The organism is Hymenobacter crusticola (genome assembly GCF_002154225.1).
Classification (GTDB): domain Bacteria; phylum Bacteroidota; class Bacteroidia; order Cytophagales; family Hymenobacteraceae; genus Hymenobacter; species Hymenobacter crusticola.
In genome coordinates this window covers 183041-198776 of the sequence record NZ_MTSE01000003.1, presented here as the reverse complement: position 1 = coordinate 198776, position 15736 = coordinate 183041, and the positions used below count along the sequence as shown (strand labels likewise).

The 15736-nt window shown below is 57.8% G+C and carries 9 protein-coding genes; 2 read left to right on the top strand and 7 right to left on the bottom strand.

Translation table 11 applies throughout. The features are described 5' to 3' along the window. Window positions 1–50 precede the first annotated feature (50 nt). The 6 genes from BXP70_RS07180 to BXP70_RS07155 all read right to left on the bottom strand — a co-directional run bounded on the left by BXP70_RS07180 (window position 51) and on the right by BXP70_RS07155 (window position 13165). Window positions 51–2000 carry a glycoside hydrolase family 97 protein gene (locus BXP70_RS07180; protein ID WP_086593358.1) on the bottom strand — a complete coding sequence of 650 codons (1950 nt, stop codon included), beginning with the start codon at window positions 1998–2000 and terminating at the stop codon, window positions 51–53. Between the two features lie 207 nt (window positions 2001–2207). After that, window positions 2208–3578, bottom strand: a complete 1371-nt coding sequence (locus tag BXP70_RS07175; protein WP_179197616.1) for an alpha/beta hydrolase family protein — start codon at window positions 3576–3578, stop codon at window positions 2208–2210. Beyond that, window positions 3575–6946, bottom strand: a complete 3372-nt coding sequence (locus BXP70_RS07170; protein ID WP_086593357.1) for a glycosyl hydrolase — start codon at window positions 6944–6946, stop codon at window positions 3575–3577. Before BXP70_RS07170 ends, BXP70_RS07175 begins: the two co-directional genes overlap by 4 nt. Before the next feature lie 258 nt (window positions 6947–7204). Beyond that, window positions 7205–8650: a RagB/SusD family nutrient uptake outer membrane protein gene (locus tag BXP70_RS07165; protein WP_086593356.1), complete on the bottom strand. Its 1446-nt coding sequence runs from the start codon at window positions 8648–8650 to the stop codon at window positions 7205–7207. 4 nt (window positions 8651–8654) lie between these two features. Then, window positions 8655–12134 (bottom strand): SusC/RagA family TonB-linked outer membrane protein, encoded by a 3480-nt coding sequence (locus BXP70_RS07160; protein WP_086593355.1) that lies wholly within the window; start codon window positions 12132–12134, stop codon window positions 8655–8657. Next, entirely contained in the window at window positions 12131–13165 is a 1035-nt protein-coding gene (locus tag BXP70_RS07155) for a FecR family protein (protein WP_086593354.1), read from the bottom strand. Before BXP70_RS07155 ends, BXP70_RS07160 begins: the two co-directional genes overlap by 4 nt. Window positions 13166–13523: 358 nt before the next feature. Here BXP70_RS07155 and BXP70_RS07150 point away from each other — a divergent pair, with 358 nt between their 5' ends. After that, complete coding sequence (locus tag BXP70_RS07150; RefSeq protein WP_086593353.1) at window positions 13524–14117, top strand: RNA polymerase sigma-70 factor; 594 nt, start codon at window positions 13524–13526, stop codon at window positions 14115–14117. A 332-nt stretch (window positions 14118–14449) separates the two neighbouring features. Then, a complete protein-coding gene (locus BXP70_RS07145) occupies window positions 14450–14851 on the top strand; it encodes a GlcG/HbpS family heme-binding protein (RefSeq protein WP_086593352.1) in 402 nt (133 codons plus the stop codon). Window positions 14852–14946: 95 nt separating this feature from the next. On the opposite strand, the gene BXP70_RS07140 is transcribed toward BXP70_RS07145, so the two are convergent. Beyond that, on the bottom strand, window positions 14947–15723 hold the full coding sequence (locus BXP70_RS07140; RefSeq protein WP_086593351.1) for an SDR family NAD(P)-dependent oxidoreductase: 777 nt from the start codon (window positions 15721–15723) through the stop codon (window positions 14947–14949). Window positions 15724–15736: the final 13 nt, after the last annotated feature.

The window sequence follows — 15736 nt, the reverse complement described above, 5'->3', positions numbered from 1 at the left end:
GCCCGGCCGTTGTTGCTTCTAGCTTTACTTAAACCGCTGCTTTAATCAGCTTACGGAACAGGTTCAATACGAGCGGCAAATCCACCGTCTGGCACCATCGTCAGTTTGATGGTTTCGCCGGCCTTAATGGGTTGCACTATCTTTTTATAATCCATGGCTTGCACATCGGCGTTTACACCATCTTTCAGCAGCGTGATTTGGTAAGCCCCTCCTTGCGACAAGAAATCGGTAGGCAATGTTAGCTCGTGGGCTTTCTCGGCGGTCATGCCACCTAGGTACCACGTTTTACCTTTGCGCTTGGCCGTCACGATGTAGTCGCCGACGGAGGCTTCCAGGATGCGCGTTTCATCCCACGTGACGGGCACGGAGGTGATAAACGACGTAATTTCAGGCTCGCGCAGGTAGTTGAAGGGGTTATCGGCGAGCATTTGCAAACCGCTTTCAAATACGATGTACATCGCCAACTGGTGCCCACGTGTGCCGATGCTCATGGTGTTCACCCAGTTGGGGCGGTAGTCCTTGGGGTGGGCTGAGCGCATGGCGCCCGGCGTGTAGTCCATTGGCCCCACGGCGTTGCGCAAGAAGGGCAGGAACAGGTTGTTCTTGGGCGTGGCTAGGCCCCCGCCGATGTTCTGCTCCATCCCAATTACGCCCTCGTAGGACAACACATTGGGGTATGCCACCTCTAAGCCAGCCGGCTTGAATGCGCCGTGAAAATCGACCAAAATGTGGTGCTTGGCGGCCTCTTTCGCCACGCGGGTGTAGTAGTTCACCATCCACTGGTCGCTGCGGTCCATGAAGTCGATCTTCATGCCGGCAATGCCCCACTTCTCCAGCGTTTCAAACACGTCGAAGTGGTTCTGCACGGCTAGCCACGTAAACCACAGGATAATCTTGACGTTCTTGGTCTTGCCGTAAGCTATCAGCTCTTGCAAGTTGATCGTGGGGTTTGGCTCAAAAGGATTGAGGGTGGTTTTGGCCCACCCCTCGTCCATGATGATGTAAGGAATACCAAACTTAGAGGCGAAGTCGATGTAGTACTTATACGTATCCTGGTTGTAGCCCGATTTGAAATCGACGCCGTACACGTAGGCGTTGTGCCACCACTCCCACGTTACCTGGCCGGGCTTAATCCACTGCGTATCTTTCAGCTGGTTGGGCGTGCTGAGCTTGTACACCATCTGATTGGCAGCTAGTTGCGCGTCGTTGTCGGTTATCACCAAAAAGCGCCACGGAAACGAGCGGTTGCCAGCCGTCTTGGCTAGGTAGGGCGCTTCCTTCTCAATCTTCAGGCTTCGGTCGCCGTCGGGGCCGAAGGCTAGCGGCGCTTTCGGGAAGATGGCATCGATGCTTTGGTCGCCGCTGGCTTTCACGAATAAGGCCGGATAGTCGTACAGGTCGGCTTCCGACAGTAGTAGTTTCGTTTTGCCAGTAGCGAACAGGATGGGCAACACACTCATCTTCTGCTTATCTACTTTGCCTAGGTCCTGGCGCTTGTAAAGGATTTCGTAGGACGTTTTGAAGCTGCCGGTTTCGAGGTACGACGTCTCGACGGGCGCGGCAAACTGCAGGTGTACGTCCTCGCTGTTCACCACCACTGAGTCCTTTTTATTGGTGATAAAGCGGTAGGCGATGCCGTCGTCATAGGCCCGAAACTCGACGCTGAAGTCGTTCTTAAAGTCGAGCCGCAGTTGGTTGTAGTTATTGGTTACGGTGCTGTTCTTGAGCGGCACCACCGGGCGCGACGTGGTATTGACAGTCGTAAACGACTTCTTGCGCAACTGTGGCTTCTCTCCTAGCGGTTGATTGGCTAGGTTGAGTTGCAAATAGCTCTTGTTAAGTAAGGTACTCCCATTCAGTGCTACCGAGTAGCTTAAACGATTTTGCAAATCGACCGAAATTTTAATTCGCTTGTTGGGGGAAAGCAAGTCGATGGGCGCGCTGAGCAGACGGGCGGAGACCAGCAGGAACCCGCAGGTAAACAAAAGCTTTGTTTTCATTCGTTGGTGGGCATTTGGGATGGCACCCGCACTCAGTGACATTGAAACGGGCGCCTTAAGATAGGCGCCCGTTTGGCTTAATACTACAATTTATAGAACATCATGCTGAGCTTGCCGAAGCATCTCTACCGTAATAGCAAACCTGAACGATAGAGTTGCTTTAGGAGTAGAGGCGCTTCGGCAGGCTTAGCATGAGCTGAAACTTAACTACTTGCTTTGCAGCAGATGAGCGCGCATGAATTCGGCAAACACGTTGTAGTCGGATGAAATGATGCCGTGGCCGCCGTCGTGCATGTAATAGCTCAGGGTTTGTCCAACCGGTTGGCTAGGTGCGGGCATGGGCCCAGCGGGTACGCCCTGCTGACCAAGCAGCTTGTAGACGGGCGTAGCGGCTGTTGCCGACAGAAACTCGCCTTTCGGGTCGCTCCAGTAATCGGTGCTGCCAGTTTGCAAGAGCAAAGGTCGCGGCGCCACCAAGGCCACCAGCATGTGCGAATCCATGGGCGCGTCGGTGCGGTTGGCGAGCTTCTGATAGTTCTCGCAGAACTGGTACGGATACCGGGTAGGCGCCACCAGGTGCGCAATGGTTTCGCCGTAATTACGCCGTGCCAGGGCCGCGCCGCCCTCGCCAGAAACGCTGGCAATCGTCAGGGCAAACCTAGGGTCGTTGGCGCCAGTCCAGAGTACCGTTTTGCCCAGCCGCGAGGCGCCAAGCAGTGCTACTCGTTTGCTGTCCACAGCTCTGTCGGTTTCGAAGTAGTCCAAGGCGCGGCTCAGACCCCAGCTCCACGCCGCCACGGCACCCCACTCGTCGGGCGCGAATTTCTCCTGCCCGGCTTTCAGGTAAAGACTGCGTACGCCGTACTTGATGCCGCCATCAAAATCAGGCTCAATGTCGCCGTAGTACACGGAGGCCACGCCGATGCCTTTATCTAGGAACGGCTCGACTGTGAGCTTCATAAAGCCATTCGGGTTGTAGGCGGGCGCGGGTACTTTTTGCTTGTCTTTGTTCCAATATTGCCCCTGCCGCACGCCTGGGTCGTTGATGAGCATGGAATTAGGCATGAAGTTGATGTTGAGCAGCAGCGGCACCGGCTTGGTGGTGTTGGCCGGCAAATACACCAGCAAGTCCATCTTCGGGCCGTCGTTGCGCTCGGAGAAGTACACCGTCACCTGCTTGCGAGTGGCTTTGCCGTTGAGGGCCGGCGTGCCTTTGTCGAACACCTCGAAGCGCAGCTTTTGGGGCTTGCCGGGCGCACGACCGTACACGTTCTGCTCAAACCACGTCCTGATTTCCGGGCGGCGCTGCTTGGTCCAGGTCGCAGCATCGGTCACCTTTTTGCCGTTGGCAAGCACCAGCGGGTCGGGCAGCGTGTAGGTGCCTACCAAGTCCTCGTTGTAGTTCACCGGAATACCGGCCACCACGTCCGGCGGCTTGTTGGCTACGGGTGCTTGCGCCTGAGCGGGCGCTTGTGGTTGTGTCTGTGTTGGCGTCGGCGTCTGAGCTAGCAACCCATTGGGTAACAAGCTAAAAGCGGCACAGCTCAGAACAGCAGAGAAGAAAGAAGCCGGCTTCATTTGGTTTGCATGGTTAAGGATTGTGGTTTCCCGTTGGGGCTATCTGCTTTCTCGACGGCCATGATGCGAACAGGACCTAGCAGCCCGGAACGACCTAGCTCATATTGCCCACCAAAAGGAGCCGTGTAAGAATCCAGCACTTTCTTCTCAGGGCCCGCGAGCTTATCCCCCATCAGGCGGTTGGTCCACTCGTTGGTTACTTGAATTTCCACTTGGTTTTTGCCGGGCTTGAGGAGGCTGGTTACGTCGGCTTGGAAGGGCGCCTTCCAGAGCAATTCTACTTTCTGCCCGTTCACGGTCACCTCCGCTATGTCGCCGACGCTACCTAGGTCGAGCATGATTTTGCGCCCGTCGTGAAACCACTTTTTATTGGCTTCCAAGGTTTTGTGATACGTCGCTGTGCCGGAGAAATACTTGATGTCAGCATCCGCATTATCCGTCCAGGAAGCTAGCTGCGGGAACGTTGCCTCGGCCGGGGCACCTAGCTTGGGGGCAAACGTCACCTGCCACGGTCCTGCTACCGTGAGTAGTGTCGACTCGACAGGCACCGGCGCCGCGGCCCGAGCCGTAGCAGATGTCGCATGGTTGAACACCACAAACACCGTTTCACGCTCTTTCAAATGCAGCGGCACCGTAGTTTGCCCGCCGCTGATGGTGTAGCCAGCTGGTTCCATTTGGCCGGTAGCCGAATGCCAGAGCGCTACGTCTTTGCCACTCACCCGAAACTGCGCCTTGAGGTCTTGGGTGCTATCGGAGCGGTTGACTACGTAATACACATCAGCGTCGCCCACGCGGCGATGAATCCAGGGCACTTGGCTACCTAGGGGTCGGCTGCACTCCACGTCGGGCGTGAGGCCAGCTAGCGGCATTACTTGCGCCAGTGGCAAGCCCCACACAATCTGACCTTTGCCGTAGCGGCGCTTCGTGCGGCTTCGGCCATCTAGGTCACCCCACACGTCACTGGCAATTTCCTGAAGCTCCGGATCGGAGCTAGGATACGCGGTCAGGCCGGGCGCTTTCACCGGCTTCGGGCCGACTACCGTGGCGCCACCTTGCACCAGCTCGCGCACCTTGCGCAGCACAGGCAAGGTCATTTGCTCGATTTCGGGTAGCACGAGCACGCCGTAGCTCATGCCGTCGGGCAGCACGAGGCGGCCTTTGTCGTTCACCGTCATGCGGGTAATCAATGCGTCGGCGTTGATATAGTCGAACGCATAACCTTCGGGCAGAGCCGGTTGCAAACCCGCGCCCCAGAACGGCATCGTTGAGGGGGCGCCTTCGTTGAGCAGGTAGGCCACATCAGCCACGTACTGGCCCTGTTGCAACATAAAGGTGTTGCGAGCTAGGTAGGTCATGAGCGGCTTGGCTTGCTCGGCCCAGGTGATGTTGCGGTTCAGGTGGGTACCCACCATCGTGTTGCCGGGCTTGGTATCGAGGGGCTGGTGGGCGGAGGTATGGAACACCAAGCGGTTGATACCCTGCGTAAACCAATAGTCACTGATCTTCTTCAGCGTGTACGGCGACTCGAAGTTGCCGCCTGTAAATGACTCCGCTGCTATCAGGTTCTTGCCGTACACGTGGCCCGACGAGGCTGCCCCGCGCACGTCCTCGTAGTACATGCTCGACGGGTGCAAGTCCTTCACCCAAAACTCGCCCATCGGGATGTCGACGTACTTCTTATAAAGGAGGGCATCTTCAATGGTTTCCAGCGACACGCCGCCCGCTTCGCCGTAGGTCTGAATGCCCTGCTTGTGCAGATAATCGGTGACGGTGCCGTAGTGGTTCTCGGCGAACATGTCCACGAGGGTGCGACGGAAGTCCCACAGCACCCGGTCGCTGATTTCGGCGCTGCCTACTACCCTACCGGCCAGCACTGGCAAGTAGGGCGTGAGGTCGTAACCACGGCGCTTCTGAAACTCAGGCAGCATCTCGTCGGTCCAGTTCTGAATGCCGGCTTCCCAGCTGTCCATCAGCATGTAACGCAGACTTTTGCCGTAGAGCGGACCTAGGGCTTGCCGCAACGGTTCGGTGTAGCCATGCATGTAAGCCTCAGTATGTTTGCGGCTGAGCTTGTCGACTTCGAGCCCATTAGCAGCAGGCACAGCGGGCCGGTTTCGAGCACCCGTGAGCGAGTAACCCATGCGCAAAATCGTCCACTTGCCGGGCGGCACCTGCCAGGTTAGTGTGCCGTCGGGCTGCATTTTTGAGGTCAGCACCACCACGTTCGTGGGGCTGATGGTAGCGGGCGCGGACACCGGCGGCGTGGCCGTCGATTCATATTCAAACAAGAAGTTGAACCCAGCTTTGTCTTCCCAACGATTCACCCTAGCTCCGGCGTGCAGCTGAAACTCATTGAGGGCGTAGCTGCTGTCGGGCTGAGCGGCCGCTTCCGAAATTACCTCGGCGGGCTTCATGGGCGCGCCGCTCAGCTCCAGGCGGTAGTAGCGGGCGGTGGTCGTCGGAATAGAAAAGGTGCGGACGGTGCCGCCCCGGTAGCCTTGCTTGCCCGGCAATGCCGTAAGCGTGGTAAACTGCTTGCCATCGGAGCTAGCTTGCAAGCGCCCGAACGGAATGCCGCGCGTGCCGGCCACGGTAAACGCCTGGACTTTCGTGGGTTGTTTGAAGCTGTACTGCACCCAAGCCGTGCCGCGCTTTTCCGTGGGCTTCACGACCAAGGACGTGTTCAGATCATCATCCAGCAGCGCTTTGGCATCGATGGCGCCAGCGTTGGTCGTCACTGTTGGCTGTAGGCGCGACTCGTCGGCTTCGGCTGTAGGCGTGCGGTAGGCAATAACGGCGGTTTCGCCGTAGAAGCCAGTTGCGGGGCTGTTTTTGCTGCGAGCTAGGTTGCGAATTGCCCCTTCCACGGAGGGCGGCTGTGGTAGTTTCCCTTTGAACGCCTTACCGCCTTCCACCTGCAACTCGCTCCACACCAGCTTCTTCATGGCCTGTTCGGGTTTCACCCAGGGCGCACCCGTGAGGCTCCAACCGGGTGAGGTGAACATGGTCATTTCCAGACCTAACCTATCGGCTTCGGCGGCGGTGTGCTTCACGGCATCAAGCCACGCGGGCGTGCCGAACACGATTTTTTCGTTCACGGTTTGTCCGCCACCGGCCCCTACATCGGCAAGCTGAAAGCCCGCAATGCCCGAGCGCTTCATCCACTCTAGGTCCTTGGTAATGCCCTCTTTGCTAATGTTGCTGTTGGTCCAGTGCCACCAGGTGCGGGGCCAAGCGGCTTCGGGCGGATTCTTGAAACCCTGCTCCAGCGAAGCCCCGGCATCCTGCGCCCAGGTGGTGAGCGGCAGCGCCGTAAAAGCTAGGCCTACCAAGACCTGCGGCTTGGGCCAGCGACGAAAAACAACCATATGCTTTGTGTTGTGGGAATAGTTTGGTGCGGGTCGTAAGTGTAGGAGAAAGGCAATCCTGAGCCTCCCTGGTCCGTCATGTTGTGTTCAGGTAGGTGCCTCACCCCCGACCCCTCTCCGAAAAGGAGAGGGGAGCCAAGAGGCAATGAGCAATGTAGAATGAGTAATTGATCATTGACAACTGCTCATTCTCTTCTGGCTCCCCTCTCCTTTTTGGAGAGGGGGCCGGGAGGTGAGGCGCCCACCTGAACATTACTTTTAATACCCAGGATTCTGCGTGATCTTGTTCGGATTCAGGTTCACCTGGTAGCGCGGAATCGGGAAGAGCTGCTCATAGGCTTGCACCGAGTTGCCGCTGCCGATTTCATCATTGGACAAGCCGCTGGCAAAGTGCGCATTCATCACGGTGAGCAGGCGGCCCGTGCGCAGCAGGTCGAACCAGCGGTGGCCTTCGTTGTAGAGTTCGAGGCGTCGCTCCTGCTCAATAGCCAGGCGCGTAGCGCTCTGGTTGGTGCGCAAGTTATCGGGAGTTGTGAGGCCGGCGCGGGTGCGCACTTGCTGAAGATAGGTGAAGGCCGCGGCGGTGTTACCTAGCTCGTTTTGCACCTCAGCATACATCAGCAACACGTCGGCGTAACGCAACTCGATCCAGTCGTTGCCGGAGTCCACGGTGGTGGTCATGCCTTTGTCGAAGTACTTGGTGGTGAAGTTGTACGCGCGCCGCGAGCCGGTCAGGCGGTTGATCGTCGTCTTGCGGGTATCGGTGGCGGTGAAAAGGTTGTACAGCTCGTCGGTGATGAGGAAGGTACCCACCCCACGCACCAATACACCCTTGCCAATATCCTCATTGGCAAAGGCATACTGCACAAACGGATTACCCTGCACCGGATCAAAGCCGCGGGCGTACTGCACCGCGAAGATGACTTCAGCGTTGTTGGGCTGGGCCGCGTCGAACACATCGGTGTAGTTGGTCAGCAGGCGGTAAGTACCGGAGTTGATGACTTCCAGCAGCTTCGGGCTAGCATCGCCGTAGCGCTTCAGCGTGAGGTACACCTTAGCAAGCACCCCCTTTGCCGCCCCGCGCGTAGCCCGCCCAATATCAGTATTTTGGGTGTAGGTGGCAGGCAGCTGCTCAGCATCCTTCAAGTCGGCAATGATCTGCTCATATACTTGCGCTACCGGCGTGCGGCCGAATTCGTAGGCTTCCTGGCTCGTTTTGATGTCCTTCAGCACCAGCGGCACGTCGCCGTAGATGCGCACCAAGTTGAAGTACATCAAGGCCCGCAAAAACTTGGCTTCGTTGATGTAGCGCAGCTTGGTATCGTCGTTCATCGGGATGTTGCCGATGTTATCGAGCACCAAATTGCAGCGCGAGATGGTGGCGTACGAGCGGTTCCACATCTCGCTCACGATGCCATTGTCGGCCACTACGTTCGACTCATTAATGGTGATGTGGTCGGTAGAGTTGTTGAACTTGCTGTTGTACACGTCATCGGAAGCTAGGTCACCGAAGGCAAACTTGTAGCGGTACGATTCGCGTAGGGTGAAATAGGCGTCGTTCAGCACCTGCCGCACGCTGGTTTCGTCGGTGTAGAAGGTGCTCTCGGCAGGTTGGTCCAGCGGGGTGCGGTCGAAGTAGTCGTCCTTACAGGCAGCTAGGCACACGGCAAGGGTGAGGGCGGAAAGAAGTTTGGCCGTTTTCATTGCCTTAGAAGGTTAGGTTCAAGCCCAAAGAGATGTTGCGCGAAATTGGGTAGGTGCCATTGTCCACGCCGCTGTTGGTGGGGTTGTCGGTGGCGTTGTTGGTGGTGGCGCCGTTTGCCTGCGGGTTGCGAAAACCACCGGCTTTGGTGAAGGTGTAGATGTTCTGCCCGGTGGCGTAGAGGCGCAGTCGCTGCACGTGGATCTTCTCGGAGAGCACTGCTGGCAGGGTGTAGCCGAGCGTGATGTTACGGATGCGCAAAAAGCTAGCATCGTAGAGGTAGCGGGTGCTGGCGGCAATGTCGGAGGAGAGGTTGGTGGTGCCGGCCCGGTGAAACTTACCGTTGCCGGGGTCCGACTCCGAGCGCCACCGCTCCAACGACTGCTTCGAGCCGTTTTCCAGCCACCGACCTAGGGCCAGCGGTAGTTCCTGACTCCGGTAGATTTCGCCGCCGTAGGCACCATCGAGCAGGATGTTCAAGTCGAAATTGCTGTAGGTAAAGGTGTTGCCGAAGCCATACACAAAGTCGGGCTGGTAGTTGCCGGCGCGCACTTGGTCGTCGGCGGTGATGCGACCATCGGGCACGCCGCCGGGGCCGCTCACGTCGCGGTAGCGCAAATCCCCGATGCCCTGCGAACCTAGCTTCGGATAAGTATCGACGTCGTTTTGGTTGTTGAAGGTACCCTCCACGAGGTACAGGTAGAAGTCGCCCATGGGCCGGCCCACGTAGTTGCGCACTACGCCTTGGTTAGCAAGTTGCGTTTGGCCGCTGGCCAGGCTCATGATCTGGTTGCGGTTAAAAGAGATGTTGAAGTTGGTGTTCCACTTCAGCTTCCCGTCGATGTTGAGCGTGTTCAGGGTGACTTCCAGGCCGCGGTTGCGCACGTTGCCCACGTTCTGAATCACGGAAGCCGCCTTGCCGTTAATGCTCGGAATATCAGCCGACAAGATGATGTTGCTGTTGCGGTTGTATAGGTCCACCGACAGTCCGATGCGGTCGTTCAGAAAACCTAGGTCGAGGCCGGCGTCAAACTGTTTGTTCTTCTCCCACCCGAGGTCGAGGTTCGAGAAACCGCTGGGCCGGAAGGCTACCACCTGGGCGTCGGTAGTGCCGAAATTGTAGGCCTCGCGCTGCATGGTAGCAATCCAGGGGTAATAGCCGGGCAGTTGATCGTTGCCGGTTTCGCCGTAGCTCGCCCGAATTTTCAGCATCGACACCGCTTTGTTTTCCGCCAAGAAGCTTTCCTCGCTCACGTTCCAACCCGCTGATACGGATGGAAACACGCCAGCACGATTCGTCGGTCCGAAGCGGCTCGACCGGTCGCGGCGCAACGAGCCCGAAAGCAGGTAACGCCCTTTGTAGTTATAGTTGAGGCGCCCAAACACGGCATCGAACACGTACTCGCGTCGCTCCGAAGCACCCTTGTTCAGCACCGCGCCCTGCACGTTTTTCACGCTGGAGTTCACGAACGCCACCGGGTTGTCGCGGTCGGTGCGGGGCTCCAGGGTCACGTAGAAGTCGTTCTGGCGCGACACGTCATAACCTAGGAGGGCCGTGAAGTTGTGGTCTTGGTGCAGGGAAAAATCGTAGGTCGCCGTGTTCGACCAGTACCAGTTGATGTTGGTCGTGTTATTGCGGCGGGCCCGGATCTGCGCTAGGTTGGGCGTGGAAATGTTGCCCGTGTTACCGTTGCCGCGGGCTAGAAACGGCTCCACAAACCACTCCTCCCGCTCGGCTACCAAGCCCACGTTCATGCGGGAGTTCAGCTTTAGTCCTTCAATGGGTTCGTACTCCAGGTAGGCGTTGCCTGTCTGACGGAACGAGTAGAAAAAGTCCTTGTTGGCATCAAGCTTCACCAATGGGTTCGACAGCTCGTCGTTGAAGATGGTCTTCATCTCCGGGTCTTGCGTTATCACGAAGTAGTCGCCGTTGGGCCGCCACACCGGCAGAATAGGCGGCATAGTCAAGGCCTCGGCCAAGATGCCATCGACGCCGGTGGAGGTATTGCCGCCGGTGGTTTGCTGCACCCGGCGCTGGGTGTACGACGGTTGCAGGTTCACTCCTACCCGCACTTTGTTGGTCAGGTCGGCGTCGAGGCTAGCCCGCAGGTTGTAGCGCTTCAGGAAAGTGTTTTTCAACGTGCCTTGCTGATCAATGTACCCACCCGACACCGAGAAGCGTACTTTGTCGCTGCCGCCAGTGGCGCTGAGTTGGTAGTTTTGAAAGGGCGCCGCACGGAATATCACGTCTTGCCAATCGGTGTTGGCCCAGCGCTCCGGCTGGTTTAGGAAGGCTGGGATAGGGCGATTTTGGTAAGCTAAGCCTTCCTTGGCCATATCTACAAACTCCTGCCCATTCAACAGATCGTAGCGGTGCATCACCGTCTCGACGCCGGCGGTGGCGTTCAGGGAAAACGTTGTCTTACCCGACTTGCCGCGCTTGGTTGTCACGATGATAACCCCGTTGCCAGCCCGCGAGCCGTAGATAGCTGCCGACGCTGCATCCTTCAAAATGTCAATGCTTTCAATATCCTGGGGCGAGATAGAGTTGAAAAGCGTACCGTCGTTCGTGGGATAGCCGTCGATAACGTAGAGCGGACTGTTGCCGCTGGTGATGGAGCCGGCGCCCCGAATCCGGATGGCGGGCGGATCACCCGGTGCCCCGCTCGTCTGCTGCAATTGCACCCCCGACACCTGACCTACTAGCGCCTGTGTGGGGTTCGTGACGGGCAAATTGGCGACTTGGTCCCCTTTCACACTGGAAATGGCCGTCGTGACGGTGCGCTTGCTTTGGGTACCGTAGCCAACTACTACGACTTCCTTGAGCGCCTGCGTGTCTTCGGAGAGCCGGATGTTTAAAGCCGTGCTAGCTTCCGTCACGGGAACTTCCTGCCTGATAAAGCCGACGGAACTGATAACCAAGATGCTACCGGGTGGCACACTCAGCGTAAACCGGCCATCAGCATCGGTGCTGGTGCCGGTGGTGGTGCCTTTTACTACCACGGTTACCCCGGGCAGCGGCTGGCCGTTGCTTTGCGTGATGCGGCCCGACACGGGGAAGTCGCGCCGAGTAGAAACGTTTGCAGAAGAAAGCAGATCTACGGAAACGTTTGCGGGAATAGCGCTCGTTGACTTCACGGGCAGCACGATATAGTACTTCGCACGCGTTTTTTCGAAGCGTAATCCTACTTGTGACAAGACCGCTTTGAGCTTGGCATCCAGGCTACCATCGGCTTCTTGTGGCACCACTACTTTGTCGCCGACTAAGTCGGTGTCGTAGCCGATGGAGGCGCCGTATTGAGTTTCCCATTGCGCCAATAGCTGCTTGAGCGAGATAGAAGTGGGTTGTCGGGCCACTTGCTGAGTGGAGGCCAACAGTTGCGCGGACGCAGACGAGGCCAAGGGGGGCAGGCAAAGTACGCACACCGTCAGTGAAGCCGCGCGCGCCCAACTGCCGCCAGAACAGCAGGTAAGATTTCTTTTCATAGGGATTGGTGGGAAGAATGATCAGAAAGAATGATTCGATTTTGCTCGTGACGTACGGTCAGCTGAAAGCTCTTTTCTAGCAACTGAAGCAGCGCTTCTAGGTCGCCCACCGAAAAAGTACCGGAGATCTTGCGCTGGTTGAGCGTCGGATTTTCGACTACCACGGCCACCCCGTAAGTGTCGCTCAGACGGGTCGCCACTTCGGCCACCGTCGTGCCGTCGAATACTAGCTTGTCGTCTTTCCAGGCGGCGTACGGGGCCGTGTTTACTGCTTTGTGCAACACGTGGCGCGGCTGCGCGTCCCAGGTTTCGACTAGCTCGCCGGGCTTGAGCACCACATCTTGGCTGCGGGTGCTATCCGTGAAGTCGACCTTCACCTTGCCCGAGAGCAGCACGACCCTAGCCTGCTCGTGCCGCCGGTACACGGTGAACTTGGTGCCGAGCACCTCCACCTTGAAGCCCGCCGTGGTGCGCACCACGAAGCGACGGTGGTCAGGCGTATGCTTCACGGCGAAGTACGCTTCGCCATCGAGCCACACCTCCCGCTCGCTTGCCTGCCCTAGGTCGGCGGCGTAGCGCAGCGTCGAGTGGCTGTTGAGCGTGACAGTGGAGCCATCTGGGAGCTGCACCACGCGGGTTTGGCCGTAGGGCGTGGTGAGTTGGGTGAGCGGTGGCATGGCGTGCTGAGTTTGCCAGAGCCAACTGCCGCCCGCTGCTACACCAATCAGCACCGCAGCGGCAGCGGCCCAACGTCGCCAAGATGGGCTGCGCTTCGATTCTTCCGCCTCGGTATGGGTGGGCGCTAGACCTAGCTGCTGCAGCAGCGCGGCCTGCATGTCGTCGAAATCCGGCGTGTCCTGCGTGAGCCCTTGTTCGTGCTCCAGCAAGTGCGCGTATCGTTCCATCCAGTGCTGCGCCAACAGCGCATTGGTAGGCTGGGCCAGCCACGCCAGCACGGCACGCGTTTCCGCGGGGGAAGACTCGCGCCGCAGATACCGCAAATACGCTTCGAAATCGACCGGAGTAGGCATAAGGCTAGGGTATTCCCTCTACTACAAACGACACCCGAGCCAGTGCCAACCCCTACTCAGCTTTTGGAAAAATTTTATTTATAGCAAAACACGGCTGTTATTAGCCGCTAGGCCGGATTTGTAAGCCGGTTCTTGGGAGCTGCGAAATTGCAATCTGCTACCTTGAGCTAGGTACTCCCTACTACCTTAAAGAACACCTAGCTAGCACCTACACGGGCCCGACCAAAACTCATGAGAGTGCAGGAGAGTGCAGGTAATCTTTTAAAACTACTTTAGTGAAGCGTTGCCGAAGTAGCTGGCAACACCGCCGGCTTAGCCGACAGCGTGCTCTGGGTTTCCCTCTACTTATTCGCTCCCAGTGAAGCTTACGAAGAACTTTCCCGAAGATGTAGGTACCGCTACGCCGGACGACGAGCGGCAGTGGTTTCAAATGCTGTTCAAGCAACACGCCTCGGGCCTGTACCACCTAGCCTACAACCACCTTCGCGCGCGCGCCGAAGCACAGGAGATTGTGCAAGACTGCTTTTTGAAGTTCTGGGAAAAGCGCCACGAAGTAGGCCGCGATGCCACGGCGGCGAAAGGCTACCTCTACAAATCGGCTTATCACGCCATTCTGAACCAAGTGCGGCGGCGCCACTATTGGGTGTATGAAGAGTGCCCCGACGACTTGGTGGTGGACCCCGAGCCGCAAAGCAGTGGCTTGGAATACGAACAGCTCCAAGATTTGTACAACACTGCCCTCGCCCAACTGCCGGTGAAGCGGCGCCAGATCTTTGCCATGAGCCGGCAGCAAGGCCTATCAAACGCCAAGATTGCCCAGGAGCTAAATATCTCCATCAAAACCGTGGAAAATCAGATGACCCAGGCGCTGAAGTTTCTGCGTCACTACTTTTTGGCGCATGGCGTGCTGCTGGAGTTTATGCTGCTGCTTTCCGTGGCAGCTTTCATCTAACGTTTGGCTAGCAGCACGGTCGTTTGCATCACCTAGCCTAGACACCGCAAACGCTGTCAGGATTGCCACATCTTTCCTCGTAGTTCACCAATCGATTCGAAGTCTTCGGCGTCGGACCGGTACCGTTGCGGTGGCCTGCTCTGCCTAAGCAGCTGGTCTTGCTCTAATGAACTGTGTTGACGGCATTTATGGTAACCAGGCGGGCACCTAGGGCGACAGACTGGCGAGCAGCGCGCTGCTTCGGTGCCGTACTTGGGTAAACGCACGCAGGCGTTTTGTTTTTTAGGATACATTTACACGCATTGCTTACCAACCACAACCCTCCTATTCTCATGAGTATCACGTTAGCACAAGCTGAACAAGCCATCAACGCCGCCAAGCAGAAATCAACTGAGCTAGGTGTCAAAATGAACATAGCCGTGGTAGATGCTGGCGCCAACCTCACGGCCTTCGCCCGCATGGACGACGCTTGGCTTGGCTCAGTGGATATTGCCATGCGCAAGGCCCGCACCGCCCGCTTCTTCGACATGCCCACCGGCAACCTAGGTCAGGCCTCGCAGCCCGGCGGCTCCCTCTATAACATTGAGCACTCCAACGGCGGCCTCATCACCTTCCCCGGCGGCTTGCCCATCAAGGATGGTAGCGGCAAGATCATCGGTGCCATTGGGGTATCGGGTGATACCGTGGAGAACGACCACACCGTCGCGCAAGCCGGCGTGGATGCGTTGTCATAGCTTCCCAAACTGCCCCTACTTTAAACAAGAATACCAGACCTAGGTCCGGCGTTCTTGTTTAAAGTACCAGTGCTTCGCTCTGGGGCACCCCGCTGCTAGGCTCCTTGCCCCAGCAGCCGCATAAAGGCGCCGTCCATGACGTAGGTAGAGCCAGACACGTAGTCCGAATCGGGGGAGGCCAGGAACAAGGCTAGCTTGGCAATTTCCTCAGGCTTGCCGGCCCGCTTCATCGGAATCTTCTGCGCTTGCTCGTCGCGAAACTTGGGGTCGTCGAGGGCCTTTTGGTTCATCGGCGTCAGGATCATGCCGGGGGCGATGTTGTTCACATTGATGCCTTGTTCGGCCAGTTCCAGCGCCAGCGTGCGGGTCAGGTTGCGCAGGCCGCCTTTGGCCGCGCAGTAGTCGGCCGTGTTCGGCGACACCACCTCTTCGTGGATAGACGTCACGTTGATGATCTTGCCCTTGCCACCCTGCGCCAAGCGGTGCTTGGCAAACAAGCGGGCTAGGTAAAACGGCCCGAACAAATCGGTGCGAATCGTTTTCTCAAACTCAGCGGGTTCCATTTCCACCACCGGTTTGTGGGCCCCGCTCACGCCGGCATTATTCACGAGGATATCGAGGGTGCCAAATCGGTCGAGGCTTTGGGTAAATAGTTGCTCGGCCTGCTGGGCGTCGCTCACGTCGGTTTGCACTACCAAGGCCTGCTGGCCAGCCTCTTCCACGGCCTGGCGGGTGTGCTCGGCGCCGTCTTGGTCGGTGTGGTACACAATCACCACGTCGGCCCCTTCCCGGGCAAACTCAATGGCCGTGGCTTGGCCAATACCCGAATCTGAACCGGTCACGAGGGCTACTTTGCCTGCTAGCTTTTTCATTAGAACCTAGGGT